This window comes from Streptomyces iconiensis (genome assembly GCF_028657195.3).
GTDB lineage: Bacteria > Actinomycetota > Actinomycetes > Streptomycetales > Streptomycetaceae > Streptomyces > Streptomyces iconiensis.
Genome location: NZ_JANCPR020000022.1, coordinates 67187 through 93299, shown reverse-complemented (window position 1 = coordinate 93299; position 26113 = coordinate 67187). Strand labels below are relative to the sequence as shown.

22 protein-coding genes are annotated in these 26113 nt (G+C 71.2%); 11 read left to right on the top strand and 11 right to left on the bottom strand.

The features are described from left to right. Window positions 1-44 precede the first annotated feature (44 nt). Window positions 45-638 (top strand): malonic semialdehyde reductase, encoded by a 594-nt coding sequence (locus tag NMN56_RS22345; protein WP_274040935.1) that lies wholly within the window; start codon window positions 45-47, stop codon window positions 636-638. Window positions 639-937: 299 nt separating this feature from the next. On the opposite strand, the gene NMN56_RS22340 is transcribed toward NMN56_RS22345, so the two are convergent. Beyond that, window positions 938-1543 carry a DUF4245 domain-containing protein gene (locus NMN56_RS22340; RefSeq protein ID WP_274040936.1) on the bottom strand — a complete coding sequence of 202 codons (606 nt, stop codon included), beginning with the start codon at window positions 1541-1543 and terminating at the stop codon, window positions 938-940. Between the two features lie 204 nt (window positions 1544-1747). On the opposite strand from NMN56_RS22340, the gene glpX reads away from it, so the two are divergent. Further along, window positions 1748-2782 carry a class II fructose-bisphosphatase gene (gene glpX / locus NMN56_RS22335; RefSeq protein ID WP_274040937.1) on the top strand — a complete coding sequence of 345 codons (1035 nt, stop codon included), beginning with the start codon at window positions 1748-1750 and terminating at the stop codon, window positions 2780-2782. Window positions 2783-3077: 295 nt separating this feature from the next. On the opposite strand, the gene NMN56_RS22330 is transcribed toward glpX, so the two are convergent. Then, complete coding sequence (locus tag NMN56_RS22330) at window positions 3078-3437, bottom strand: WhiB family transcriptional regulator (protein WP_274040938.1); 360 nt, start codon at window positions 3435-3437, stop codon at window positions 3078-3080. A 234-nt stretch (window positions 3438-3671) separates the two neighbouring features. Next, window positions 3672-4427, bottom strand: a complete 756-nt coding sequence (locus NMN56_RS22325; protein ID WP_274040939.1) for a DUF1707 SHOCT-like domain-containing protein — start codon at window positions 4425-4427, stop codon at window positions 3672-3674. A gap of 168 nt (window positions 4428-4595) precedes the next feature. Here NMN56_RS22325 and NMN56_RS22320 point away from each other — a divergent pair, with 168 nt between their 5' ends. From NMN56_RS22320 to NMN56_RS22285, 8 genes are all read left to right on the top strand, one after another. Then, complete coding sequence (locus NMN56_RS22320) at window positions 4596-6296, top strand: fumarate hydratase (protein ID WP_274040940.1); 1701 nt, start codon at window positions 4596-4598, stop codon at window positions 6294-6296. 181 nt (window positions 6297-6477) lie between these two features. After that, window positions 6478-10026, top strand: coding sequence for an NACHT domain-containing protein (locus tag NMN56_RS22315; protein ID WP_274040941.1), 3549 nt, complete (start codon window positions 6478-6480; stop codon window positions 10024-10026). A gap of 158 nt (window positions 10027-10184) precedes the next feature. Continuing rightward, entirely contained in the window at window positions 10185-11174 is a 990-nt protein-coding gene (locus tag NMN56_RS22310) for an RpnC/YadD family protein (RefSeq protein WP_274040942.1), read from the top strand. 24 nt (window positions 11175-11198) lie between these two features. Next, a complete protein-coding gene (locus tag NMN56_RS22305; protein ID WP_274040943.1) occupies window positions 11199-11519 on the top strand; it encodes a hypothetical protein in 321 nt (106 codons plus the stop codon). A gap of 61 nt (window positions 11520-11580) precedes the next feature. Next, window positions 11581-12984: a class II fumarate hydratase gene (locus NMN56_RS22300; RefSeq protein WP_274040944.1), complete on the top strand. Its 1404-nt coding sequence runs from the start codon at window positions 11581-11583 to the stop codon at window positions 12982-12984. Window positions 12985-13088: 104 nt separating this feature from the next. After that, window positions 13089-13784: a cytidylyl-2-hydroxypropylphosphonate hydrolase gene (fomD, locus tag NMN56_RS22295; RefSeq protein WP_274040945.1), complete on the top strand. Its 696-nt coding sequence runs from the start codon at window positions 13089-13091 to the stop codon at window positions 13782-13784. 106 nt (window positions 13785-13890) lie between these two features. Beyond that, the gene (locus tag NMN56_RS22290; RefSeq protein ID WP_274040946.1) at window positions 13891-14589 is read left to right on the top strand and encodes a class I SAM-dependent DNA methyltransferase; all 699 of its coding nucleotides are present in this window, start codon (window positions 13891-13893) and stop codon (window positions 14587-14589) included. 49 nt (window positions 14590-14638) lie between these two features. Further along, window positions 14639-17071, top strand: a complete 2433-nt coding sequence (locus NMN56_RS22285; RefSeq protein WP_274040947.1) for a SpoIIE family protein phosphatase — start codon at window positions 14639-14641, stop codon at window positions 17069-17071. Between the two features lie 87 nt (window positions 17072-17158). Here the strand turns inward: NMN56_RS22285 and NMN56_RS22280 are convergent, their stop codons facing one another. The 6 genes from NMN56_RS22280 to NMN56_RS22255 form a co-directional block, all read right to left on the bottom strand. After that, window positions 17159-18016, bottom strand: a complete 858-nt coding sequence (locus NMN56_RS22280; protein WP_274040948.1) for a DeoR/GlpR family DNA-binding transcription regulator — start codon at window positions 18014-18016, stop codon at window positions 17159-17161. Continuing rightward, on the bottom strand, window positions 18006-19046 hold the full coding sequence (gene pdxA, locus NMN56_RS22275) for a 4-hydroxythreonine-4-phosphate dehydrogenase PdxA (RefSeq protein ID WP_274040949.1): 1041 nt from the start codon (window positions 19044-19046) through the stop codon (window positions 18006-18008). Before pdxA ends, NMN56_RS22280 begins: the two co-directional genes overlap by 11 nt. Before the next feature lie 346 nt (window positions 19047-19392). Then, window positions 19393-20730, bottom strand: coding sequence for a four-carbon acid sugar kinase family protein (locus tag NMN56_RS22270; RefSeq protein WP_274040950.1), 1338 nt, complete (start codon window positions 20728-20730; stop codon window positions 19393-19395). Between the two features lie 59 nt (window positions 20731-20789). Next, window positions 20790-22313: a GntP family permease gene (locus NMN56_RS22265; protein ID WP_274040951.1), complete on the bottom strand. Its 1524-nt coding sequence runs from the start codon at window positions 22311-22313 to the stop codon at window positions 20790-20792. Between the two features lie 265 nt (window positions 22314-22578). Beyond that, window positions 22579-23109 carry an alkyl hydroperoxide reductase gene (locus NMN56_RS22260; RefSeq protein WP_274040952.1) on the bottom strand — a complete coding sequence of 177 codons (531 nt, stop codon included), beginning with the start codon at window positions 23107-23109 and terminating at the stop codon, window positions 22579-22581. 6 nt (window positions 23110-23115) lie between these two features. Continuing rightward, the gene (locus NMN56_RS22255) at window positions 23116-23670 is read right to left on the bottom strand and encodes a peroxiredoxin (protein WP_274040953.1); all 555 of its coding nucleotides are present in this window, start codon (window positions 23668-23670) and stop codon (window positions 23116-23118) included. Window positions 23671-23801: 131 nt separating this feature from the next. On the opposite strand from NMN56_RS22255, the gene NMN56_RS22250 reads away from it, so the two are divergent. Further along, complete coding sequence (locus NMN56_RS22250; protein WP_274040954.1) at window positions 23802-24767, top strand: LysR substrate-binding domain-containing protein; 966 nt, start codon at window positions 23802-23804, stop codon at window positions 24765-24767. A gap of 147 nt (window positions 24768-24914) precedes the next feature. On the opposite strand, the gene NMN56_RS22245 is transcribed toward NMN56_RS22250, so the two are convergent. Together NMN56_RS22245 and NMN56_RS22240 are read right to left on the bottom strand one after the other, a co-directional pair. After that, a complete protein-coding gene (locus tag NMN56_RS22245) occupies window positions 24915-25154 on the bottom strand; it encodes a type II toxin-antitoxin system antitoxin (RefSeq protein WP_274040955.1) in 240 nt (79 codons plus the stop codon). After that, entirely contained in the window at window positions 25151-26110 is a 960-nt protein-coding gene (locus NMN56_RS22240) for an SPFH domain-containing protein (RefSeq protein WP_274040956.1), read from the bottom strand. Before NMN56_RS22240 ends, NMN56_RS22245 begins: the two co-directional genes overlap by 4 nt. Window positions 26111-26113 lie beyond the last annotated feature (3 nt).

Here is a 26113-nt window from a genome sequence, read left to right as displayed (position 1 = left end):
GTGGCACCACTACGAATGTCTCGCAAGAAAAGGCACCATCCCCCATGGCTCTTGTCCTCGACTCCGCTGCCCAGGATCTCCTCTTCCGCGAGGCACGCACCGCCAACACCTTCACCGAAGAGCCGGTCTCCGACGAGCAGGTCCAGGCGATATACGACCTGGTCAAGTACGGCCCCACCGCGTTCAACCAGTCCCCGCTGCGCGTGACCCTCATCCGCAGCGACGAGGCCCGCGAACGCCTGTGCGGCCACATGGCCGAGGGCAACCAGCCCAAGACCCGTACCGCACCGCTCGTCGCCGTCCTCTCGTACCACCTGGACTTCCACGAGCGCCTGCCCGAGCTGCTTCCGCACGCTCCGCACATCAAGGACGCGGTCTTCTCGGAGGAGTCGGTACGCGAGTCGGCGGGCAGCCTCAACGCCACCCTCCAGGCCGCCTACTTCCTCATCGGCGTGCGCGCCGCCGGGCTCGCCGCGGGCCCGATGACCGGCTTCGACGCCGACGGCGTCAACAAGGAGTTCTTCGGCGACGGCCGCCAGCGCGTGCTGATGGTGGTCAACATCGGCAAGCCGGGCCCGGACGCGTGGTTCCCCCGCTCCCCGCGGCTGTCCTACGACGACGTGGTGACCGTCCTCTGATCCAGCCGGGAAGGGCGCCGTGCGACAGCACCGGACGCCACCGGCAGTGAGCAGCCCCCCGCGCGTTCTCCCCCCCTCGCGCGGGGGGCATTCCGTTGTCCGGCCGGACGGTGGAAGCCGGCTGCGCGGCAGTCATCTGCCGCGCGCGGCACATCACCGCGAGCCACACACCGGCTGGTCGGCAAGGCACGCACCGGCTGCCCGGCACAGTGCCCGGCAGCCGATCGTCAGCCTGTCACCGGTCGTGAGCCTGTCACCGGTCGTGGCCTTCTCTCAGCCGTCGCCGGACACGGCCCTTCTCAGCCGTCGGCCGCCGTGGCCTTCTGGGGCGCGGGCGAGCCGGTTTCGACCTTCACGTTCTTGGCCTGCAGCGCGCCGGCGAGTTGGCCGAGCTGCTTGAAGGACGCGGTCCCGGTGACCACGGTCACGGACGTGCCCTTCTTGCCGTTCTTGAACGTCCGTACGAGGGCGTCGTACTTCTCCCCCTCGTAGCGCGTCCACTCGTCGCCGCCGACGCGCTGGGTCTTCGCCGTCTTCTCGGCGCCCTGCGTGACGTCCTCGATGAACTTCTGAGGACGCGGCTTGTCGGTCTGTTCGACGGTGGCGTACTCGTTGTCGGGCGTCATGAAGCCCAGGTGCCAGGCAGAGCCCTTGGGGCTGTCGGCCGCGTAACGGACGGAGGTGGCGCGCCAGTTCTTGGACAGGCCCTCGGGTGCCGCGACCGGGTACGGCGCGGCGCGCCGTGCCGAGTTCAGCTCCACGGTGTAACTGACGGGCTTGACCGGGTCCTTCTTGTCATCGTGCGGGATGAACAGGTAGATCACCCAGGCGGCCAGCACGATGACCGCCAGCGAGATGATCATGTCCCGCACCGCCTGCGCGCCGCGCTTCTTGTCTGCTGCCATGCCACCATCGTCCCTTATGCGGGCCAGGCGCCTCCGCCAGGGGCCACGTCCGAATCGGAAGTCCCATACCGGCCGATTCCACACCTACGCAGGTAACCGCTCATACGTGGGCACCCCTGCTCAGTCTGCCGCAGCCCGGTAGAGTCTCAGACACCCTCGCCAGCTCAGCACGGCCCATGACGCCGTACAGAAAGGTGTGTTCCGATGAACGAACACCACCATCTTCCGTCCCCGCTCGAAGTCAGCCCGGAGGCGCCCGACCGCAACCTCGCCCTGGAACTCGTCCGGGTCACCGAGGCCGGGGCCATGGCATCGGGCCGCTGGGTCGGCCGGGGCGACAAGAACGGCGCGGACGGCGCCGCCGTCAAGGCCATGCGCACCCTCGTCTCCACCGTCTCCATGAACGGCGTCGTGGTGATCGGCGAGGGCGAGAAGGACGAGGCGCCGATGCTCTTCAACGGCGAGCGCGTCGGGGACGGTACGGGCGCCGAGTGCGATGTCGCCGTCGATCCGGTGGACGGCACCACGCTCACCGCCAAGGGCATGGGCAACGCCGTCTCCGTACTGGCGGTCGCCGAGCGGGGCACGATGTTCGACCCGAGCGCCGTCTTCTACATGGACAAGCTGGTGACGGGCCCCGAAGCCGCGGAGTTCGTGGACATCACGGCGCCGCCTGCCGTGAACATCCGCCGCATCGCCAAGTCCAAGGGCTGCGCCGTCGGCGATGTCACCGTCGTCGTCCTGGACAGGCCGCGCCACGAGGGCCTGGTGCAGGAGGTCAGGGAGGCGGGCGCGCGCGTCAAGTTCATCTCGGACGGCGATGTCGCCGGCGCCGTCATGACCGTGCGCGAGGAGACCGGCGTCGACCTGCTCCTCGGCGTCGGCGGCACGCCCGAAGGCATCATCGCGGCCTGCGCGATCAAGTGCCTCGGCGGGACCATACAGGGCAGGCTGTGGCCCAAGGACGACGAGGAGCGCGCCCGCGCCCTCGACGCCGGGCACGATCTGGACCGGGTCCTGCAGACCGAGGACCTGGTCAGCGGCGAGAACGTCTTCTTCGTCGCCACCGGCATCACCGACGGCGATCTGCTCCGCGGCGTCCACTTCCGCGGCGAGCGCGCCTATACACAGTCACTCGTGATGCGGTCCAAGTCGGGGACGATCCGCCAGATCGAGTCCGTGCACCAGCTGTCCAAGCTGCGCGCTTACAGCGCTGTCGACTTCGATCGCGCCCGCTAGGGCCCCTCGCGGGGTGCCGTCCGACTCAAGAGGTGGGGGCTCCCTCTCGGACGCCGTCCGATGAGGGGGTGCCCCCTTCCGATGAGGGGGTGCCCCCTCGGTGCGTCGCGGGCCCTGCGTGCGTTGGCGCTTGGCGCGCCGTTCCCCGCGCCCCCTCTTTCGGCGCCCTCTCCCGCAGCTTCCGATGAGGGGGTGCCCCCTCGGTGCGTCGCGGGCCCTGCGTGCGTTGGCGCTTGGCGCGCCGTTCCCCGCGCCCCCTCTTTTGGTGCCCTCTCCCGCGGTGTTCGGGGAGGGGCTAGGCGATGCGGGGGACGTCGGTGGGGTCTGGGGTGGTGGCTCGGCGGCGGCGGGAGAGGACTACCCGGCGTTCGGCTGCTGTGAGGCCGCCCCAGACGCCGTAGGGCTCGGGCATGAGCAGGGCGTGTTCGCGGCACTCGACCAGTACGGGGCACCGGGCGCACACGCGCTTGGCGGCCTGTTCGCGCGAAAGCCGGGCCGCGGTCGGCTCCTTGGACGGGGCGAAGAAGAGACCGGCCTCATCACGGCGGCAGACGGCGTCCGCGTGCCAGGGCCCCGCTTGGTCCTCCCGCGCTGGCGTGCGCTGTACGGGGACGGTGGCGGCTGCCTGCAGGGTCTGATGCGGCGGTTGCAGCACGGTCTGCTCCTGACGAGACGACGGAGGTTCCCCTTCATCCGTCTTGCTACGCACGGCAGTTCGCGAGGCAACCGTACGAGAGACGATGCCCGAGCCCTACCCGCTGTGCGCGGCGGTATGCATACCGTGGCGCCCCCTGAACGCGCTCCTGGCGCGCTCTGTGGCGCTCCCCGCCCCGCTCAGAGCGCCGGAGCCCGCCCGCGAGCGGCCTTCACGGCGCCTTGTGACCGGGTTCTACCGCTCCTTGCGGAAGCGCTCCCTGAGGTCGTGGATGAGCTTGCCGCGCTTGGGTTTCGCCTCCACGCTGCCGAACACGGCGGCACCCTGTACGAGCACGACAGGAGCGTCCGCTTCCGGTGAATCGGCGACGTGGACGTCGAAGCCGCCGAAGATCCCGGCGCCCTTCTGCTGGAGCGTGATGTTCTCGGGGACACGGATGTCGATGCTGCCGAAGACCGAGGTGGCGTTGATGTGCACGTGCTGGTGGTCGAACAGTGCCTGGGTCAGGTCGATCTCGACGCTGCCGAAGCACGCGAACGCGTTGATCTTCCGCGGTACGCGCCAGCGGCCCTTGCGGGCCGAGCTGCTGAAGATCGCGACCATGTTCTCCTTGGGCCCGCTCCAGGGGCACCTCCCGTGTACCGAGGTGTGCGAGGAGGCGTAGGAGGCCGCGAAGGTGGAGAACGCCGCCGCGTACGAGTCCGGCTCGGCGCGTGGCTGCTCCCGCTTGCGCTCGTCCTCCCGGCCCGCTGGCAAGTCCCTGACGATGGGCTCCAGCTCGCCGACGGTCTTGGCTGCGTAGACCGCGCCGACCCGCTCACCGTGCTCCTCCGCGTCGAGCCGCCCCTCGGCGAGGGCCTCGCGGAGGATGTCGGCGACCCGGTCACGGTCGGCGTCCGAGGCACGCACGTCCGCCTCGGCGGCCGGGGCCTGCGGACGTGCTGCGGTCGGCTGCTTTTCGAGCGAGGTGCGCGCAGAGTCTTCATTCACGCCGCCAGCGTACCCAAACGCGATAGATCGCGACTACCCCCAGCAGCCTGTCTTCCGGGCCGGGTTTCCCCGGCTGCTCCGCCGTCCTCCGCCGTTTCGCGACGTTCTACGCTGTGTGGCGCGCTCCCATCGCCGAGAGCCGCAGCAGTGAGAGGAAAGAGTCGCCGTATGTCTGCCAACCCGCGCCCGGCCAGCCCTGCGTTCTCGTACACGGACCTGCTCCCCACAGGAGCCGACCCGACGCCGTACCGCCTGGTCACCAGCGAGGGCGTGAGCACCTTCGAGGCGGACGGGCGCACGTTCCTCAAGCTCGAGCCGGAGGCCCTGCGTGCACTCGCCGCCGAGGCGATCCACGACATCCAGCACTACCTGCGCCCCGAACACCTCGCGCAGCTGCGCCGTATCCTCGACGACCCCGAGGCCAGCGGCAACGACAAGTTCGTCGCGCTGGACCTGCTCAAGAACGCCAACATCGCGGCGGCGGGCGTCCTGCCGATGTGCCAGGACACCGGTACCGCGATCGTGATGGGCAAGCGCGGCCAGGAGGTGCTGACCGGGGGCGGCGACGAAGAAGCGCTCTCGCTCGGCATCCACGACGCCTACACCCAGCTCAACCTGCGCTACTCGCAGATGGCCCCGCTCACCATGTGGGACGAGAAGAACACGGGCACCAACCTGCCGGCCCAGATCGAGCTGTACGCGACCGACGGTGACGCGTACAAGTTCCTGTTCATGGCCAAGGGCGGCGGCAGTGCCAACAAGTCCTTCCTCTACCAGGAGACGAAGGCGGTGCTGAACGAGTCCTCCATGATGGCGTTCCTGGAGCAGAAGATCCGCTCGCTCGGTACCGCCGCCTGCCCGCCGTACCACCTGGCGATCGTCGTGGGCGGTACCAGCGCCGAGTACGCGCTGAAGACCGCGAAGTACGCCTCGGCGCACTACCTCGACGAGCTGCCCGCAGAGGGGTCGCCCAGCGGCCACGGCTTCCGGGACAAGGAGCTGGAGGAGAAGGTCTTCGAGCTGACCCAGAAGATCGGCATCGGCGCCCAGTTCGGCGGCAAGTACTTCTGCCACGACGTACGCGTCGTCCGCCTCCCCCGGCACGGCGCCTCCTGCCCCGTCGCCATCGCCGTCTCCTGTTCCGCCGACCGGCAGGCCAAGGCGAAGATCACCGCGGAGGGCGTCTTCCTGGAGCAGTTGGAGACCGACCCGGCGCGCTTCCTGCCGGAGACCACCGAGACGGAGCTGACCGAGGGCGCGGGCCCCGACCTGGACGCCGTGCGGATCGACCTGGCACGCCCCATGGACGAGATCCTCGCCGAGCTGGGCAGGCACCCGGTGAAGACGCGGCTCTCGCTGACCGGCACGCTGGTCGTCGCGCGGGACATCGCCCACGCGAAGATCAAGGAACGCCTGGACGCGGGCGAGGAGATGCCGCAGTACCTCAAGGACCACCCCGTCTACTACGCGGGCCCCGCCAAGACCCCCGAGGGTTACGCCTCCGGCTCCTTCGGGCCCACTACGGCAGGGCGTATGGACGCCTACGTCGAGCAGTTCCAGGCGGCGGGCGGGTCCAAGGTGATGCTCGCCAAGGGCAACCGCAGCAAGCAGGTCACCGACGCGTGCGCCACGCACGGCGGCTTCTACCTCGGCTCCATCGGCGGCCCTGCCGCGCGCCTCGCCCAGGACTGCATCAAGAAGGTCGAGGTCCTGGAGTACGAGGAGTTGGGCATGGAGGCCGTCTGGCGCATCGAGGTCGAGGACTTCCCCGCGTTCATCGTCGTGGACGACAAGGGCAACGACTTCTTCGCCGACCCCGCGCCCGAGCAGACGTTCGTGACCTCGATCCCCGTACGCGCCCGGAACTGACGCCGCACCGGACCGGCCGGCTTCCGGATCACGGGCGGGCTCCACTGCTCCCGTAGCCGCCCTCCCCGCCCGTGCCCCCGTGCCCGTCCCTGCCCGCACGGCCCCAACGCCCGCCCTGTGCAAGGGAGTCCGGGGCTAGGATCCTGCTCCTGACGGCTCGTGGGGCGGGTGGGGGTGACCGGTGGACGGGGGCGGGACGGGCGGAACGGCCCGTTGGGAGAACCGGATCACCGGCGGCACGTTCGGCACCGTCATCCAGGCGGAGCGCGTCGACGCCGTACACATCCATGTGCACGAGGAGCAGGTGGCCCCGCCCCGGCCCGCCCACCGCCTCTTCGCGCTCGCCGTGCTCCTGGCCTGCACCGGGGCCGTGCTGGTCCTCGCGCCCCCTGCCCTGCTTGACCTGGCCCCCGCAGGGGAGCGGCTTCCGGGGCTGGCCGTGCTGGCCGCAGCGGCGCTCGCGGCAACAGCGGGGGCCGGCCGGGTGCTGGAGCGGCGCCGCCGGGCGCGGCCCCGTACGCCGCTGCCCGCACACCGGCTCGACCGGGCGGCCGAGGGGCTGGCCGACGCGCTGACCCGCCAGTACGGCGGAGAGGACCAGCTCGCGCTCTCGCCGGTGAGCACCCCCACGCCCATCCCCGTACGGTGGCACGCGGCCGACCCGCTGGTGACGGACCACGAGCCGAACGTGCTCGGCGACCCCGCCGCGCACGCGGCCGGCCCCCGCGGCGTATCGCTGGAGGTGGCGGGCGAGTTCGCGGGCGCAGCCGCGTTCTTCGCCTCACTCCCCAGGCAGCGACTGGTCATCCTGGGCGAGCCCGGCGCGGGCAAGACCGTGCTCGCGCAACGGCTCGCGCGCACGCTCCTGGAGGCACGCGGGCCGGCCTCGGGAGCGCCCGTACCCGTGATGCTGCCGCTGGCCTCATGGAACCCGGGCGGTGGCCAGGGCCTGTGGCAGTGGGCGGCCGAACGGCTGTGCGCCGAGCATCCCGTGGCGCTGCCCACACCGGAGGCGGCGCTCGACCTGATCGCCTCGGGCCGCGTCCTGCCCGTACTCGACGGCTTCGACGAACTCCCGCGCCCCGCGCAGCCGCACGCGCTCCGGGAGCTGCGTGCGAGCCTCACCGAGCACGCACGCTGCGTCCTGACGAGCCGTACTGCCGAGTACGGCCGCGCCGTTGACGGCGCGGCGCTGCCGCTGCCCGGCGCCGTCGCCATCGAGCTGCGCCCGCTCACCACGGACGACCTCGCCCGCTATCTGCCCCGTACCAGCCGTCGCACCAGCCGCAGCGACCCCTCCCACACCAAGTGGTCGTACGTGCTGGCCCGGCTGGCCGACCCCGCCGACACCGCGCGCGAGACCCGCGTCCTGCGCCGCGTGCTGAGCACCCCGCTGATGGTGGCGCTCGCCCGCGTCGCCTACAGCGAGACGGACGGGGACCCCGCAGAGCTGCTCGGCGCCGGGCGCTTCACCACGCGGCAGGCCGTCGAACGCCACCTGTACGACGCGTTCCTGACCGCCGCCTACGCGGACACCGGGCGCGAGCGCGCCGAACAGGCGCGCGGCTGGGCCTCGTTCCTCGCCGGGCACACCCGCCGCTTCGGCGGTCTTGAGATCGCCTGGTGGCGCCTGGAGGAGGCGCTGCCAGGACCGCTGCGGCGACTGAGCGTGCTGCCCGCCGTCGCCGTGGCCACGCTCACCGTCCACCACGCCGGCCTCGGCACGGCCTGGTGGGACCGCTGGGTGCCGGTGCCGCTGTGGGCCGGATTCGGACTGGCACTCTGCGCATACGTAGGGGGCGCGTACGGGGGCCTCCCGGCACGCGCTCCCCAGCAGTTACGGCTGCCGCGCCCGGCCGACATGCGGCAGGTGTCCCGCTGGAGGGCGCTGGGGAAACTGGCCGGCTGGACCGCCCTGGCCGGCTGCGTGGCCTTCCCCCCGGGCTCGGTCGGCGATCTGGACCACGCGGCACTCGGGGTGCTGCTCGTCGCCCTCTTCGGGGCACGCTCCGCTGCCCGTTGGCTGCTCGCACGCGCCCGGCCGCCAGCCGATCCGGAGACGGCGGCCGAGCCGGCCCGGCTGCTGCACCGGGACCGGCGCGCGACCCTCGCACTCGGTTTCGCGCCCACCTCCAAGGAGGACGAGTTCGCCCTCGTATGGCCGCTGCCCGCGCTGCTTCTGGGCGTGTGGCACCTCACCGCGGGACGGGACGTCGTCACGACCGGAACGTGGCTGGGCACCGTCGCCGGAGTCCTGCTGAGCGGCTGGCTGTACGAGAACGCCACCTCGGCCTGGGGCCGCTACACCCTCGCGCGCCTCTGGTTCGCGGCGACGGGACGGCTGCCCTGGCAGCTCATGGACTTCCTGCGCGAGGCCCACAGCAAAGGCGTCCTGCGCCAGTCGGGCGGCGTCTACCGCTTCCGCCACATCGAGCTGCGCAACCGGCTGGCCGCCGACACGCACCCGGCGCCCGAGCCCCGCCGCTGGGCCGCCCTCCTGCGCGAGCAGACCACGGGAGGTGTCGCCGGCCTGAGCGGACTGCTCCTGGCCACCCTCGTGTTCGGCATGCTGAACGCGAGCCCCGCGCCCGGCCCGCACCACACACCCGCCTCGGTCTGCGCGCCCCTCACCCGGGACGCCCTCGGCGCCCTCATGGAGGACCCGCGCCGGATCACCCGCACCGAGCCGCGGCCGGACCCCGACCGCGTGGCCGGTGACGAGACGTGCTTCGCGGACGAACAGGCACCCTTCCGGCCCGAGGTCCAGGTGAGCGTCCAGGTACGGACCCTGGCAGGCGACCTGATGAGCAGCGGACCGGCTCGCGCGGCCGAGGAGTTCGGGCAGTGGCTGCGCGCCAAAAGACAGTGGTGGAAGGTCAGCCGGAAAGGGGCGCCCAAGGGTTCGATGGCCTTCGACGACTCCCCGGTCCGTGGGGCCGACGAAACCGTCCGCGTCGTGTCCGACGTGCACCTGCCCGTGACCGGCAGACCCAGTCTGCGGGTGGCCGAGTACCTCGCGCGCGACGCCAACCAGTTGATCACCGTCAAGTACGCCGAGGAGTCCGCCTCGCTGCCCCGGGCAGCCGCCGTCGCGGAGTCACTGCTGCGCCGGGCGCTGGGCCGCAGCGACGCGCGTGACCTGGCGTCCGTCCCCCGCTCCCGGCCCCTTCCCGAGACGTCCAGGCTCGGGTACTACCGCCGCACCGAACAGCGCCTGCACGGCAGGGTGTGGGGTGCGGACGAGCGCTCGTTCGTCTGGGACCTCACCCCGCTGACCTTCGCGGTGCGCGCACCGAAGGATCTGGTGTGCGACAGGCGGTACAAGGAGCCGGATGCCGTTGACGCCTACGAGTGCCGCAACGTGACCGCCGGCGCACCGGGCCCCGCCCGCCAGCAGGACCCCACCCTCCGGCCCCGGCCCCGGATACGCCTGCACGCCGCCGAGTTGGACTGCGGGAAGCGGTGCTCGACGAAGGAGAGCCTCACCTTCTTGAAGAGCCGCCCCGGCACCGTCCACCTGCCGTGGCGCCGGGACCGCGAACGCAGCCCGTACTACGCGGTGCGGCGCACCGCCGGGACCTACGAACTGTCCCTGTTCGGCCAGTTCCGCAACGCCATCGGTGAACCCCGCCAGCTCTGGGTCAGCGTCCGCGTGCCCCGCCGGGACGCCGCACTGGCCCAGAAGATCGTCAACAGCGCGTACACGCAGGTCGGCGGCAAGGGCGGCTGATGCCCGGCCCCGGCACCCTGCGACGTCGTACGCCCGCAAACGGCCTCGTAGGACCCCGTAGGACCCCGTAGGACCTCGTAGGACCCCGTAGGACCTCGTACGGGTGAAGCACGTTCATACGACCGCCGTACTCGCGCCGGACGCGCTTGGCTTCGGTCATGGTCAACTCCCCACACGAGGCGCACCACCGGGTGTTCCAGGAGGTCCCCCAGCTCGTCAGGCGGGCCTTCGCTCTCCTGGACCTGCCCGACCCTGGCGACGCCGAGGTGACGGTCCTCAACTGCGACGTCACCGAGATCCAGCCCGTCGAACGGCGGGTGGACACACTGCTGAACGTGAAGTGCCCCGACGGACGCGCGTACCCGCTGATCATCGAGGCCCAGTCCAAGAAGGACCCCGAAAAGGCGCTGAGCTGGGCCTATTACCTCAGCTTCCTGGCCAGCAAGTACAAGACCCACCACCCGACGCTGCTCGTCGTCTGCCGGGACAAGGTGACGGCGGACTGGGCACGGGGGCCCTTCACGATCGGGCCCCCCAGCCGGCCGAACCTCATGGTGTCGCCCCTCGTCCTGGGCCCGCACAACGTGCCCGTGATCATGGACGCGAACCGGGCGGCTGCGGACCTTCCCCTCACCGTGTTCTCGGCACTGACGCACAGTGCCGACGACCGCATCGGTGAAATACTGGAAGTCCTCGCCATGGCCCTGAAACAGACCACCGACAGGGACATGATCACCCTCTACGCCGATCTCACCGCGAACGGGCTGGGCGACTCCCCGGCAGCTGAACTCTGGAGGAAACTCGTGGGACAGGGCCTCTTCGACCTCCGCGGCTTCGTCGCGGAAGGATTGCGCGACGAAGGACGCGAGGAAGGCCGCCAGGTAGGCCACACGGAAGGGCTGGAACAAGGGCTGGAACAAGGGCGCCAACGAGGGCTCCAGGAAGGCCGCCAAGAAGGCCGGATCGAAATGTTGTGCACCGTGCTGGAGAAGCGCGGGTTGGAAATCTCCGATGAGGAGAAGGGGCGCATCACCTCCTGCAAAGACAGCGAGCTCCTCGGCCTCTGGCTCGTCCGCGCGGTCACGGCCACCACGGCCGACGAGATCTTCGCCGATCCCACGGCAGACGAGAACCCACTCCAAGACTGACCCGGACCCCCTGGCAGGAATCTCATGGCACCTGGACTTTTCGAACTCCGCGGCTTCGTCGCCGAGGGATTGCGCGACGAAGGCCGCGCGGAAGGGCACAAGCAAGGGCTTGCTGAAGGAATGCGCGCCGGGCTGAAGGTGGGGCTGAAGCATGGACGCCTGGACGGCCGGAGAGAGGTATTGCGCGCCATGCTGGACAGGCGCGGGTTGAATCTGTCCAGGGAGGAGAAGGAGCGCATCTTCTTCTGCAACGACAGCGAGCTTCTCGATCTCTGGCTTCGGCGCGCGACCACAGCCGCCACGGCCGCCGAGGTCTTCGGCGAACCCGCCGCAAGCGAGGATTGACAGGGGGTGGGGAATGCGCGGTCCTGTACGCGACGCTGATCATCACGGAGGTGCAGTTCGGATGACCGAGAAGAGTGACAGCACGGAGTACAGGACCGAGCACGACTCGATGGGGGAGGTGCGGGTGCCCGCGTACGCGAAGTGGCGGGCGCAGACGCAGCGGGCCGTGGAGAACTTTCCCGTCAGCGGGCAGCGGCTGGAGCGGGCGCACATCGAGGCGCTGGCGCGGATCAAGGCCGCTGCCGCGGTGGTGAACGGGCGGCTGGGTGTGCTCGACAAGGACCTGGCCGAGGCCGTGCGCGAGGCGGCGGAGGACGTGGCGACGGGGCGGTGGGACGAGCACTTCCCCGTCGACGTGTTCCAGACCGGTTCGGGCACGTCGTCGAACATGAACATGAACGAGGTCGTCGCCTCCCTCGCGAGCGAGCGGCTGGGCGCCGATGTGCACCCGAACGACCACGTCAACGCCTCGCAGTCGTCCAACGACGTCTTCCCGTCGTCCATCCACATCGCGGCGACTGCGGCCGTCACCGCCGACCTGATCCCGGCGCTCGACCACCTCGCGGAGGCCCTGGGCCGCAAGGCGGAGGAGTTCGCCGATGTGGTCAAGTCGGGGCGTACGCATCTGATGGACGCGACGCCCGTCACGCTGGGCCAGGAGTTCGGGGGCTACGCGGCGCAGGTGCGGTACGGCGCGGAGCGGCTGCGGGCCTCGTTGCCGCGGCTGGCCGAACTCCCGTTGGGGGGAACGGCGGTGGGGACCGGCATCAACACCCCGGCCGGCTTCTCGGGCGCCGTCATCGAGGAGGTGGCCCGTACGACGGGGCTGCCGCTGACCGAGGCGCGGGACCACTTCGAGGCGCAGGGCGCGCGGGACGGGCTCGTGGAGACCTCGGGCCAGCTCAGGACGATCGCCGTCGGCCTCACCAAGATCTCCAACGACCTGCGCTGGATGGCCTCGGGGCCGCGTACGGGACTGGGTGAGATCGCGCTGCCCGATCTCCAGCCGGGTTCCTCGATCATGCCTGGCAAGGTCAACCCCGTCATCCCCGAGGCCGTTCTGATGGTCGCCGCGCAGGTCACGGGGAACGACGCGACGGTGGCCACGGCGGGAGCGGCAGGCAACTTCGAGCTGAACGTGATGCTGCCCGTCATGGCGAAGAACCTGCTGGAGTCGGTGCGGCTGCTGGCGAACGCCACCCGCCTGCTGGCCGATCGTACGGTCGACGGGATCACCGCGAATGTGGAGCGGGCCCGGGAGTTCGCCGAGTCGTCACCCTCTGTCGTCACGCCGCTCAACAAGTACATCGGGTACGAGAACGCGGCGGCCGTCGCCAAGAAGGCGATGGCGGAGCGGCTGACGATCAGGGACGCCGTGCTGGAGAGCGGCCATGTCGAGCGTGGCGATCTGACGGTCGAGCAGCTGGACGAGGCGCTGGACGTGCTGAGCATGACGCGTCCCTGAGGCGTCGCGGTCCTGACCTGTCCACGGGCCGCGGGGACCCCCGGAGGGGTGGGTTGCGGCGCAGCTCACGGCGGAGGGGCGGCGCGTGCACCTAGTATCCGCCCATGACAGCGGAACCCACGGCGGCGCCCCTCCCCCACTGGCCACGGGGCGCCCACATCCTGTGGCGCTACCGCGCCAACGGCGCCGCGCACCCTCACATCTGCCGCCCCGTCACCGTGGTGCGGGACGAACCCGATCTACTGGCCGCGTGGGTGGCGCCGGGCACGGTCTGCGTCAGACCTGAACTCACCGACGGTACGCCCCTGCACAGGGAGCCCTTGGTCACGCGCTACACCAAGCCCCGGAAGACGGCGCTCTCCCGCTGGTTCGGTACGGGCGTCCTGAAGCTGGCGCGGCCGGGTGAGCCGTGGTCGGTATGGCTGTTCTGGGACAGGGAGTGGAGGTTCAAGAACTTCTACGTGAACCTCGAAGACCCCCTGGAACGCTGGAGCGGAGGGGTCGACTCCGAGGACCATTTCCTCGACATCGCCGTGCAACCTGACGGAAGCTGGGAGTGGCGCGACGAGGACGAGTTCGCGGCGGCACAGCACGCGGGACTCATGGACTCCGCGCAGGCCGAACGGGTGCGCAGGGCAGGGGAGTCGGCCGTAGCGGCGGTCAGGGCGTGGGGCTCGCCGTTCGCCGACGGCTGGGACCGGTGGCGGCCCGACCCGGCGTGGACGGTCCCCGAACTGCCGTCCGACTGGGACAGGCCGCCATTCAACACGTGCCTGCACCCACCTCCCGGTGCCCCTTGATACGCCCCCATACTGCAAACGTAGGATCAACGTCCGTAAGCGCACTGCCACGACAACTCCCCTCATCCTCCGGGGAATTGGCAGGCAGCCAGAGAGGAGCCCAGCCGTGAGCAGCTCTGCCGGATTTGGGGGAAACGGAACGCGCGGGGCATACGACGGATTTGACCGTACGAGCATCGACAGGGCGGGGCAGTCCGAGGCATTCGACGCCATCGGGGACCGCTACGACGAGGCGTTTCCGCACAAGGAAGGCCAGATCGCCTCGGCGGCCTGGCTCGGAGCCCAGCTCCCGCCGGGCTCCCGCGTGTTGGACGTCGGTTGCGGCACGGGACTGCCCACAGCGCGGCAGCTCACGGACGAGGGGCACGGAATCGTCGGCGTCGACCTGTCGCCCGCGATGCTGAAGCTGTGCCGGGACAACGTTCCGGAGGGTGAGTACCACCGCCTCGATCTGGCCGATCTGGAGGCATCGGGCCTGGGGCCCTTCGACGGGGCCGTCGCGTTCTTCTCGTTGCTGATGCTGCCGCGCGCTGAGATCCCCTTCGCCCTGCGGATGCTGCACGGCCAGATCCGCGGTGCAGGCCCGCTGGCCCTGGGCATGGTGGAAGCCGACGTGAACGATTTCTCCATTCCGTTCTTGGGCAACACGATCCGGGTATCCGGCTATCTGCGGGACGATTTGCGGCAGGTGGTCCGCGACGCGGGATTCGAGATCGTCGGGGAGGACGCCTACGCGTACGCTCCTGCCAGCACAGACGTACCCCCAGAGATCCAGCTCTTTCTCCAGTGCCGACGACGCCCATAGACCGCGAGCACCCAGCGCAGGGCGTGCGCCGACGCGCAGCCCCGGATGGATGGAAACCGAACGCGTGACGGAGCACGAAAAGCCTGCGGCGAGCAGTACGACCGAGCCGACGCAGCCCCAGCCCACGGGGGAGGCCAGGCGCGACCACGGAGACGGCACGCCGTCTCCCCACGGCCGCGACGCGATCCCCGCTGCGCGCCCGCAGACCCCCGGCCCTTCGGGGGAGACGGCGGAACGGCGCAGAGCCGAGGGCGGCACCGGCAACACCGGCGGTGGAGCCGGCGGTCCGGCGGCCAGTGGCGCTGCGGCCGGCGGCGCGGGAAAGGACGCCAACGGTGGGGGAAACAGGGGCAAGAGCCCAAAGAAGCCCGGGAGCACCAAGGGTCCACGAGCGCCCAGGGGCAAGAGCCCCGACAGAGGCGGCAGTCAGACCCCGGCGCCCGGCACACCGGCCCCTGGCAACCCCACCTCAGGAACTCCCGCATCCGGCACGCCCGGAGCCCCCGCGTCAGGCGCCTCGGGGCCGCAGGGCGCCGAGCCCGACCGGGAGCCCCCGGGAGCCCGCGCGCACAACGAACCGACACCAGGGCCAGGGCCCGCGTCCGCACCGCCGCCCGTGCCGCCCGTGCCGCCCGTGCCGCCCGTGCCGCCCGTGCCCGAACAGGCCGGTGGAAGCGAGCGTTCCGAGCGGGAGCGCAGGGGCGGCGACAGGCTGCGCTTCGTCGGCGCCGCGACCCGTCGTATCGCACGCGGCGTCGACCTCGACGAGACCGTGCTCGGGCTGTGCAGGGCCAGCGTGCCCGCGTACTCCGACGCCATCCTCGTCTACTTGCGCGACCCGCTGCCCGTCGGTGACGAGCGTCCGACAGGGCCCGTGGTCCTGCGGCTGCGGCGCAGCGACCGTATTCCCGAGGACCCGCTGGCAGCCCAGGCGCTGCTGGCGGCACAGGCCGCCGGCCAGAGCGTCGGCGCGGCTCCGGGTGCGGCCCCCGCGCTGCCGGTCGTCGGTTCCGGCACGGGGCAGGGCCAGCAGAGTCAGACCGGCGCGAGGGGCCAGACAGGAGCGACGGCGGCCGAACTGGCAGAGGTACGGCCCGGCGGGCCCCTCGCCGAGGTGCTGCGCGGCGTACGTCCCGTCTTCGCCGACTCGCCCTCGGCCAGCGCCGCACTGCCCGAACTCATCGGTCCCGACCGGGACGTGCCCCCGGGACACCGCGCCATCCTCGCGCCGCTGCGCGGGCGCCGCAGGGTGATCGGCGCCGCCGTCTTCCTGCGCCGGCCCGACCGTCCCGCGTTCGAACCCGATGACCTGCTGATCGCGGCGCAGCTGGCCACCCACACCGCGCTCGGCGTCGACAAGGCCGTGCTCTACGGGCGTGAGGCGTACATCGCCGACGAGCTGCAGCGCACGATGCTGCCCGACGAACTCCCCCAGCCCACCGGCGTCCAGCTCGCCAGCCGCTATCTGCCGGCGGCCGAGACCGCGCGCGTCGGCGGCGACTGGTACGACGCCATCCCGCTGCCGGGCTCGCGCGTCGCGCTCGTCGTGGGCGACGTCATGGGCCACTCCATGACCTCCGCCGCGATCATGGGCCAGCTCCGCACCACGGCACAGACCCTCGCGGGTCTCGACCTGCCGCCGCAGGAAGTCCTGCACCACCTCGACGAGCAGGCACAACGCCTGGGCAGCGACCGCATGGCCACCTGCCTGTACGCCGTCTACGACCCCGTCGCACACCGCATCGTCGTCGCCAACGCGGGGCACCCGCCGCCCGTCATGCTCCACCGCAGCGGGCGTGCCGAGGTTCTGCGGATACCGGCCGGTGCGCCCATCGGCGTCGGTGGCGTCGACTTCGAAGCCGTCGAACTCGACGCGCCGGCGGGCGCCACGCTGCTCCTCTACACCGACGGGCTCGTCGAGTCCCGGCAGCGGGACGTATGGACCGGCATCGAACACCTGCGCGAAAAGCTCGCCGCCACGGCCCGGCTGACACGGCCGGGCGCCGCCGCTCCGCTGGAGCCCCTGTGCGACGAGGTCCTGGACATCCTCGGGCCCGGCGACCGCGACGACGACATCGCGCTGCTCGCCGCCCGGTTCGACGGGATCGCGCCCAGTGATGTCGCGTACTGGTTCCTCGACCCCCGCGCGCAGACCGCGGGCCAGGCCAGGCGGCTCGCCCGGCGTGCGCTGGCCCGGTGGGGGCTCGAAGAACTCACCGAGCCCGTCGAGCTGTTGGTGAGCGAGGTCGTGACCAACGCCGTACGGTACGCGGAGCGGCCGATCACGCTGCGGCTGCTGCGGACCGACACGCTGCGCTGCGAGGTCGGGGACGACGTGCCCCAACTCCCCCGCCTGCGGCAGGCGCGCGCGACGGACGAGGGCGGGCGCGGCCTGTACCTCGTCAACCGGCTCGCCCGCCGCTGGGGCGCCACCCGCCTGTCGACGGGCAAGGTCGTCTGGTTCGAACTGTCCCTCCCCTGAGCCGGCGGCCCCTGAACGGAGACCGGGAGCGGGGACCCGGGGCCGAGGCCGGGGGCCGGGGCAGAGGGCGGGGCAACGGTCACTCGGTCACTCGGCGAGCAACAGCGAGACCCCGTTGGCCGCGCAGCCGGCCGCGAGGCCGGAAGGCGCGTCGGTGTCGGTGACCAGGGTCCAGGCGTCACCGGGCCAGGCCCAGGCGGGCGCGTCCTCGACGGCGAGCTTCGTGGAGTCGGCCAGGACGACGACGCGCGAGGACCGCGCGGCGACCCGTTCCTTCACGGCCGTCTCCTCCAGCGTGGGCTCGCCGACACCGCGCGCCGGGTCGACCGCGTCGGCGCCGAGGAAGGCGACGGCGAAGGAGAGCCGGTCGAGGGCCAGTTCGGTCAGCGGCCCGACGAGTCCGTGGCTGAGGGGCCGCACGGAGCCCCCGAGCATGAGGACGTCGATGCCCGGCGCGTCGGCGAGGAGCGCCGCGGTCTCCAGGCCGCGCGTGACGACGAGGGCGCGTGTCTCCCCTGTCGCCTCGTCGGCGAGACGCCGGGCGAACGCGGCGCACGTCGTCCCCGCGTCGATGAAGACCGCGCCTGTGGCCGGCACCAGAGGCAGCGCAGCGGCGGCGACGGCCGCCTTCGCGGCCTGGCGCACGCGCGCGCTCTCGGCGACGGGCCGTTCCTGGAACGCCTCGGGAACGACGGCACCGCCGTACGTCCTCGCGACCTTGCGATCCTCGGTGAGGCGGCCGAGGTCGCGGCGGACGGTGGAGGGCGAGACGCCGAGCGCCTCGGAGAGTTCGTCGACGTGTGTGACGCCCTCGCGCAGCAGCCCGAGCAGCGCGTCATGCCGCTGCCGGGTGCCGCGCCGGGTCTGGGGAGTCTGGGGAATCTGGGCGTTCCGGGGTGCTTGGGTCCCCGGGGTCCCGGGAGTCTCTGAGGTCTCAGGGTGCATATGTCTCACGGATCAGAGGTGCGAACGGGGCGTAGTCGACGGCGGCGAGGTACGCGGAGAGCATCGTGGCGTGGTCGGCCTTGCCGCTGCCCGCGATGTCGAAGGCGGTGCCGTGGTCGACGGACGTACGGAGGATGGGCAGACCGACCGTGACGGAGATGGTGCCGTCGAAGTCGTAGGTCTTGGCGGGGATATGGCCCTGGTCGTGGAAGTGCGAGAGGACGCCGTCGTAACGGCCGGTGAGGCCCTGGTGGAAGACGGAGTCGGCAGGGATGGGACCCGACACATCGAGGCCCTCGGCGCGGGTGCGCTCGCAGGCGGGCGCGAGGTGCAGGATCTCCTCGTCACCGAAGGCGCCGTTCTCTCCACCGTGCGGGTTGACGGCGGCGACGGCGAGACGCGGGCTCTCCGTGCCGAAGACCTTCAGCGCGGTGACCGCCTCCCTGATCGAGTGCGCGACGCGCTCCTCGGTGAGCTGGTCGAGGGCCTTCCGCAGCGCGACGTGCCTGGTGGTGAAGAAGATGCGCAGGTGGTGGCCCGGCACCCCGGTGTTGCGCACCACGAACATCGTGTCCTGGCGCGTGACACCGGTCAGCTCTCCGAGCATCTCCGTGTGCCCGAGGTGCTTTGTACCGGTCTGCCAGATGGCCTCCTTGTTGACCGGGCCCGTCACGATGCCGCTGACCTGGCCTGCGAGTGCGGCGCGCGTGGCGACCTCGATGGCCGTGACCGCTGCCTGCCCGGCGCGTGCGTCGACGGTTCCCCAGTCCGGCACGTCCCTGCCGAGGACACCGGTGTCGAAGATGTCGATGACTCCGGGGCCCGCGGGCGGCGTCGCGAAGTCGTCCACTTCGCGCACCTCGGCCTCAACTCCCGCCGCCCGCGCGCCGCGCCGCAACGCCGCCGCGTCGCCCACGGCGACACCGTGATGCCCCTCCTCCCCCGCCTGCGCTGCGAGGGTACGGGCGGTGATCTCAGGGCCGATACCGACGGGGTCTCCGAGGGTGACGGCAAGTACGGGACGAACCACGTTCTTCCTCCTGCGTGTTGAGGGTTCCGCTTTCCCGGCGGTCGCCGGGTGCGTGTGTACGGGATACGGATTGTGTATACGGGATGCGGAATTCGGGATGCGGGAGGCAGGAGGCGGGATTCCGGGCACGGGTTGTGGTCTGTGTGTGCGGGATACCGGATACGGACCGCGTGTACCGGATACGGGATACCGGATACGGGCCCCCCGCCTCCGTGCGTACGAGATACCGGACACGAGCCACGTATCCGGGATACGAGCCGTGTGTACGGCATACGAACCACGTATCCGGCATACGAAAGCCACCCGAGCGCACCGACCGAACCCCGCTCAGGCCGAAGGCGCCCGCTCAGGGTGGCGCCCCGCCCGTATCAGCGGCGCGCACCTGTCTGCGTGCCGCGGAAGCGGCCCGCCACAGGTGCGTCACGCAGGCGGACGTCGTACCGGCGTCGCCGACGAGTCCACCCTTGGTGACGACCGGCAGTCCGGCCCACGGGCCGCCGACGAAGGTGCCAGCGACGGCGAGCGGAACCAGTTCCTCCTCCACGTCGAGGCCATGTGCGCCGAGTTCCGCGAAGAGCGCGGCGGACACGTCGCCGCCGGTCGCGAACAGGCCGTCCACAGCGTGCCGTTCGAGTGCACGCCGTACGGTACGGGCGAGGGCGCCGGGGAGCCGTTCCGCCGCGTCCGGGCCGATGCGTTCGACCACGTCGGTGTCGTCCAGGACGGTCGCCAGCAGCACCACCTCTCCCGGGCGTGCCCGGCCCAGCGCTTCTGCCAGCTCCAGCGCCGCCTTCTCGGTGTCGTCCTGCCCCGGTGAGGCGGGCATACGGACGGCCGTGACGGGGTGTTCGGCGCGCAGGCGTGCCAGTTGGAGGCGGGTGAGCCGGGTGGCCGACCCCGAGACGGCGAGTACGGGGGCGCCCTCGGGCTGGTCGGCGAGGCCGAGGGCGCGCGCGAGTGCGACGGAAGCGGGCCCGGGGTCGACGCCGAGCCATACGGCCTCGGCCGGGGCAGCGGTGACGGCCGCCCTGGCGATGCGGTCGAGGTGTTCGGTGGTGAGCGCGTCGGCGATGAGCACCTCGGCGCCCCCGGCGAGCGACGTGGCGACCAGGGCACGCAGTTCGGCGGGCTCCCCGGTGACGGCTGCCAGCGGCAGATGCGCCGTACGCAGGGCCGCCTGCCGACCCAGTAGGGCCGCGACGTCGGAGGTGGGCAGGGGTGAGCGCGGGTCGCGGGCCAGCTCGGTCTCCTCCAGCCGTACACCGCCGAGGAGTTGACGGCCCTGTACGGTCTGCCGCCCCGCTTCGGGATGGGCAGGGGCGCAGAGCGCGACGGCCCGCCGTCCGGTGCGCTCCCGTACGGCGTCGAGGGCAGCCGCCGTGGTGGCTCCGAGGTTGCCGCGCAGGGTCGAGTCGACGCGGTTGCACACCAGTGCGGTCGGTCCGGCGGCGGCGATGGCGGCGCGCATCAGGGCCGCCGCCTCAGCCGGCGGACTGTGCCGGCTGTCGGTGCTGACGACGACCGCGTCGAAGCGCCGTGCGAACTCGGCCGCCCTGCCGGGACCCTGGTCGGCACCGAGGGTCACGGCGCGCATGCCGGTGCGGGCGAAGCCGGCTGCCGTCGCGTTGGCACCGGTCAGATCGTCCGCGACGACGAGCACACCCGTGCGCGGTGCCGCGCTCACAGGACCATGCGCGGCTCCGGCAGGACCACGTGCGGCCCTGGCAGGACCCTGTGCGGCGGTCACAGGACGACGCTCGCGAGGAGGAGCAGCGGGAGCGAGCCGAGCCAGACGGCGGTGGTGATACCGGACCAGCCGCGCAGCGCCGCGACGCCGTCGAGCCCTGTGAAGCGGGTCACGACCCAGAAGTAGGAGTCGTTGAAGTAGCTGAAGACCATCGATCCCGCACAGCAGCCGAGCGCGGCGAGCAGCGGCGAGATGCCCAGGCCCGGGACGAGCGGCGCGCTCACGGAGGCCGCAGTGATCATGGCGACGGTCCCGGAGCCCTGGGCGACGCGTACGAGCGTGGCGATCAGGGACGGTACGAGTACCCCGGGCAGGCTCCAGGAGGCGATGACCTCGGCGAGTTCGTCGCCGACCCCGGTGGAGCGCAGCACCTGCCCGAGCGCGCCGCCGGCACCGGTGATGAGAATGATCAGCCCGGCCGAGGCAGCGGCCTGCGAGAGCCAGCCGCCGACCTGCGTACGGGTCGTCCAGCGCGGGAGGAGAACGTAGACGGCGAGGACGAGGCCGATCAGCAGCGCGACCACCGGGTTGCCGACGAACGCCAGCGCCTCGGCGACGGGTGCGGGATCGTAGTCGTCACTTCCCAGCGCTTTCTGCGCGTTCTGGTCAACGGCGGTGGCAACGGTGTTGGCGACGATGAGCAGCAGCGGTACGAGCAGCGGGAGAAACGCCGTGAAGGCGGTCATCCGGTGCGGCTTGGCCCCCTCCGGCGGCTCACCGAGTGCGGCGGCCGGGTTGGGCTCGTCAAGTGGCGCTCCGGGGGCGGGAGTTCCCTCGCCCGTTCCCTCACCCGTTCCCCCTCCCGGGACGGTGGCGCCCCCGCCCGGCACGGTGGCGCCCCCTCCCCCCACGGTGGCGCTCGCGCGCGGCCCGTAGATCTCCTCGCGCACCTCGGGGAGCAGCTGGTCCTCCAGCCGGGGCCCGATCCAGCGCGCGTAGCCGACGACGACGGGGAGCAGCAGGAGCGCGAAGACCAGCCCGGCGAGGACGAGTCCGCCCAGGTCGGCGCCGAGGATGCCCGCAACCCCGAGGGGTCCCGGGGTGGGCGGGACGAGGTGGTGGGTGAGGGTCATGCCGCAGCCGAGCGCCAGGGCGAGGGTGACGTAGCCGAAGCCCTTGCGCCGGGCTATGGAGCGGGCGAGCGGGTTCATGATCACGTAACCGGAGTCGCAGAACACCGGGATGGAGACGACGGCGCCCGTCGCACCCATGGCCCATGGTTCGCGGCCCTTGCCCAGGGCACGGACAAACGCCTTGGCCAACGCGTCGGCAGCGCCGGAGACTTCGAGGATCTTGCCCAGCCCCACCCCGAGCCCGATGACGATGCCGATCGAGCCGAGCGTACTGCCGAACCCCTCGGTGATCGCCTCCATCACCTTGGTCGCGGGCGTGCCCGCCACAAAGCCTGTGACCAGGGCCGCCACGAGCAGCGCGAAGAACGCGTCGAGGCGCGTACGCAACACGATCACGACGATCGTGGCGATACCGAGTACGAGTGCTGCCAGTAGCTGAAGATCCACGCTGACCCTCCTCCATGCGGAGGGCCATCATGGACGGCCCGAGTTGCGCGGAACAACCACTAGGCACAACATTTCTCGCGCGTTCCGCGCAAGTAGCGCGCTCAGCGCAGCCCCGGAACCGGCAGCACAAAGGCCCGCACCCCGGACGACCGCCGCCCCAGGGAAGGGGCGACGCACCGTCGCGGGGTGCGGGCCTTCGCCGTACCGGGCTTCCGCCTCACGGGCCGTTGCCGGGCCGGGATTCCGCCTCAGGTGCAGTGAGATGTCAGGCGAGCTGGGCTTCCGCCTCAACCGTGGTGCCGACCGCCTGGACGACGGCGGCGATCTTGAACGCCTCCTGGATCGTCTCGCGGTCGACGCCGGCCTTGCGCAGCACCTGCTCGTGGGAGTCGAGGCACTGGCCGCAGCCGTTGATCGCGGAGACGGCGAGCGACCACAGCTCGAAGTCCGCCTTCTCGACACCGGGGTTGCCGATGACGTTCATCCGGAGACCGGCGCGCATGGTGCCGTACTCCGGGTCCGACAGCAGGTGCCGGGTGCGGTAGAAGACGTTGTTCATCGCCATGACGGCGGCGGCCGACTTGGCGGCGCCGTACGCCTCGTCGCTCAGGTTCTCGCGGGCCTCCGGCTCCAGCGCGCGCAGCGCGATGCCCGAACGGGACGCGATGGCGCAGGCCAGAACGGTGCCCCAGAGCTGCTGCTTGGGCAGCTCCGAGTTGCCTATGACAGAACCGAGGTTGAGCTTGAGGTCCTTCGCGTAATCCGGAAGGGCCTGCTTCAGATCATCGAGCGCCATGAAGGATCACTCACCGGCCAGCAGCGCGACCGGGTCGAGGGTGTCCTCGCCCTGGGTCCAGTTGCAGGGGCACAGCTCGTCGGTCTGCAGCGCGTCGAGGACCCGCAGGACCTCCTTGGGGTTACGGCCGACGGAACCGGCGGTCACCATCGTGAACTGGATCTCGTTGTTCTGGTCGACGATGAACACGGCACGCTGCGCGAAGCCGTCCTCGCCCTCGATGCCCAGCTCCCGCATCAGCTCGTGCTTCGAGTCGGCCATCATCGGGAAGGGCAGGTCGGTCAGGTCCGGGTGGTCCTTGCGCCAGGCGTGGTGCACGAACTCGCTGTCGCCGGAGAAGCCGAGGATCTGCGCGTCACGGTCGGCGAACTCGCCGTTCAGCTTGCCGAACGCGGCGATCTCGGTCGGGCAGACGAAGGTGAAGTCCTTCGGCCATGCGAAGACGACCTTCCACTTGCCTTCGTAGGTCTTGTGATCGATCTGCTCGAACTCCTTGCCCTTCTCCAGCGAGACGCAGGCGGTCAGATCGAACTCGGGGAACTTGTCACCGACAGTGAGCAACGCGCACTCCTTGCGAGGCGGAATGCCCTACTTGCGGGCATTCCTAGGGGTTGGACAAAACCACCCTCCCACAGACGGCATTGATCGCAGAAATAGCTAAGGTTGGTCGCGTTGATTGGAGTGACTTATCAGTGTCGGTACCCACGCAGACCCCCGTCGCCTCCCGTGCGCGCCAGCCCAGCATTGCCCAGTTGCGGGCCTTCGCCGCCGTCGCCGAGCACCTCCACTTCCGGGAGGCGGCCGGCGCGATAGGCATGAGCCAGCCCGCGCTCTCGGGAGCCGTCTCCGCTCTGGAGGAGACGCTGGGAGTGCGGCTGCTGGAGAGAACCACTCGAAAGGTACTGCTCTCACCTGCGGGTGAACGCATGGCCGTCCGAGCCAAGACGGTACTGCGGGCCGTCGGCGAGCTGATGAAGGAGGCCGAGGCCGCGCAGGCGCCGTTCACCGGAGTGCTGCGGCTCGGGGTGATTCCGACGGTCGCGCCGTATCTGCTGCCGACCGTGCTCGGGCTCGTACGGGCGCGCTATCCCGAGCTGGATCTCCAGGTGCACGAGGAGCAGACGGCCTCGCTGCTGGACGGACTGGGGCAGGGGCGGCTCGATCTGCTGCTGCTCGCCGTTCCGCTGGGCGCGTCCGGAGTGCGTGAAGTGCCCCTTTTCGAAGAGGACTTCGTGCTCGTCACGCCCTGTGACCATGAACACGCCGGTCGCCGGGATCTGCCGCGTTCCGCACTGCGCGAACTGGATCTGCTGCTGCTGGACGAGGGGCACTGTCTGCGCGACCAGGCGCTCGATGTGTGCCGCGAGGCCGGGCGCACGGGCGGTACGTCCGGTTCCACGAGCGCCGCCGGGCTCTCGACGCTGGTACAGCTCGTCGCGGGCGGCATGGGCGTCACGCTGCTGCCGCGTACCGCCGTGCGCGTGGAGACCGGACGCAACGAGTCGCTGCGTACCGCGTACTTCGCCGAGCCGGCGCCGCTGCGGCGCGTCGCGCTCGCGATGCGCGCCGGTGCCGCGCGCGAGGGCGAGTTCACCGCCTTCGCCGACGCACTGCGCGAAGCGATGCGGGCGCTGCCCGTACGCGTCATACGGCCCTGACCCGTCCTCGTCCTCGTCCCCGCCCCGGCACGCCCTGCCGCTCCCGGTGCGAGCCGGGCGAGTCATGCGTGCGCGTGGGCTCACGTGGCCGCCGCGAGTGCCGCGCCCCCGTGGTGCCCGGGTGGGCTCGCGTGCGCCGCGCGGGAGTTACTCCTCGCGCGGCGGGCGGCCTCTGCGGGGGTGGGGGCGTGTCTCCTTGGGGAGGCGGCCCGCTTCCTGGAGGGCGCGGCGCAGGATGTAGTCGATCTGCGCGTTGGTGGAGCGCAGTTCGTCCCCGGCCCAGCGCGCCAGCGCGTCGTGCATCGCCGGATCGAGCCGCAGCAGCACCTGCTTGCGCTGCCGCGCCCGTGGCGGCGGGACCGCGCCGCCGTCGCGCTCCTCCGTCACTGGTAGAGCGAGCCCGTGTTCAGCACCGGCTGGGGCGAACGGTCGCCGCACAGCACGATCAGCAGATTGCTCACCATCGCGGCCTTCCTCTCCTCGTCCAGCCGAACGAAGTCCTGCTCGGTGATGCGCGTCAGCGCGTCCTCCACCATTCCGCACGCACCTTCGACGATCTTCTTGCGGGCCGCGATCACAGCACCAGCCTGCTGGCGCTGGAGCATCGCCGAGGCGATCTCGGGAGCGTACGCGAGATGGGTGAAGCGGGACTCGATGATGGTGACACCGGCGGCCTGGACGCGGAGCGTCAGCTCGGCCGCGAGCTTCTCGGTGATCTCCTCGGCGTTGCCCCGCAGCGAGAGGCCGCCTTCCTCGTGCGCGTCATACGGGTACTCGATCGCGATGTGCCGCACGGCCGCCTCGGTCTGCGTGGAGACGAACTCGATGTAGTCATCCACGGAGAACGTGGCCTGCGCGGTGTCCTCCACCTGCCACACCACCACGGCTGCCAGCTCGATGGGGTTGCCGTAGGCGTCGTTGACCTTGAGTACGGCCGTCTCGTGGTTGCGGACGCGGGTGGAGATCTTGGTGCGGCTGGTGAGCGGGTTGACCCAGCGGAGGCCGTCCGTGCGGATGGTGCCGGTGTAGCGGCCGAAGAGCTGGACGACGCGGGCCTCGCCCGGCGCGACCATGTTGAGGCCCGCCATGGCGAACACCGAACCGATCAGCAGCACCACGCCGATGACGATCAGTACGGCGCCGCCGACCGAGCTGCCACCGGAGGAGACTCCGCCGCCGCCGACCACGGCTCCGACGCCGATGAGGAAACCGATCAGGCCCAGCAGCAGCGCGAGGCCCCCGGCGATGCTGTGCGCCGTGACCTCCCGCACCTCCGGCTTGGGCATCTCGGGCCCCTCCGGCTGGGCTCCGCCCGGTGCGCCTGCCGCGTCGTTGACGCTCATGAG

What these genes read in the sequence shown, in the direction of transcription:
- NMN56_RS22345 (WP_274040935.1), top strand. Translation starts at nt 45, where the DNA reads ATGGCTCTTGTCCTCGACTCCGCTGCCCAGGATCTCCTCTTCCGCGAG.
- NMN56_RS22340 (WP_274040936.1), bottom strand. Translation starts at nt 1,543, where the DNA reads ATGGCAGCAGACAAGAAGCGCGGCGCGCAGGCGGTGCGGGACATGATC.
- glpX (WP_274040937.1), top strand. Translation starts at nt 1,748, where the DNA reads ATGAACGAACACCACCATCTTCCGTCCCCGCTCGAAGTCAGCCCGGAG.
- NMN56_RS22320 (WP_274040940.1), top strand. Translation starts at nt 4,596, where the DNA reads ATGTCTGCCAACCCGCGCCCGGCCAGCCCTGCGTTCTCGTACACGGAC.
- NMN56_RS22310 (WP_274040942.1), top strand. Translation starts at nt 10,185, where the DNA reads ATGGTCAACTCCCCACACGAGGCGCACCACCGGGTGTTCCAGGAGGTC.
- NMN56_RS22305 (WP_274040943.1), top strand. Translation starts at nt 11,199, where the DNA reads ATGGCACCTGGACTTTTCGAACTCCGCGGCTTCGTCGCCGAGGGATTG.
- NMN56_RS22300 (WP_274040944.1), top strand. Translation starts at nt 11,581, where the DNA reads ATGACCGAGAAGAGTGACAGCACGGAGTACAGGACCGAGCACGACTCG.
- fomD (WP_274040945.1), top strand. Translation starts at nt 13,089, where the DNA reads ATGACAGCGGAACCCACGGCGGCGCCCCTCCCCCACTGGCCACGGGGC.
- NMN56_RS22285 (WP_274040947.1), top strand. Translation starts at nt 14,639, where the DNA reads ATGGAAACCGAACGCGTGACGGAGCACGAAAAGCCTGCGGCGAGCAGT.
- NMN56_RS22280 (WP_274040948.1), bottom strand. Translation starts at nt 18,016, where the DNA reads ATGCACCCTGAGACCTCAGAGACTCCCGGGACCCCGGGGACCCAAGCA.
- NMN56_RS22260 (WP_274040952.1), bottom strand. Translation starts at nt 23,109, where the DNA reads ATGGCGCTCGATGATCTGAAGCAGGCCCTTCCGGATTACGCGAAGGAC.
- NMN56_RS22240 (WP_274040956.1), bottom strand. Translation starts at nt 26,110, where the DNA reads ATGAGCGTCAACGACGCGGCAGGCGCACCGGGCGGAGCCCAGCCGGAG.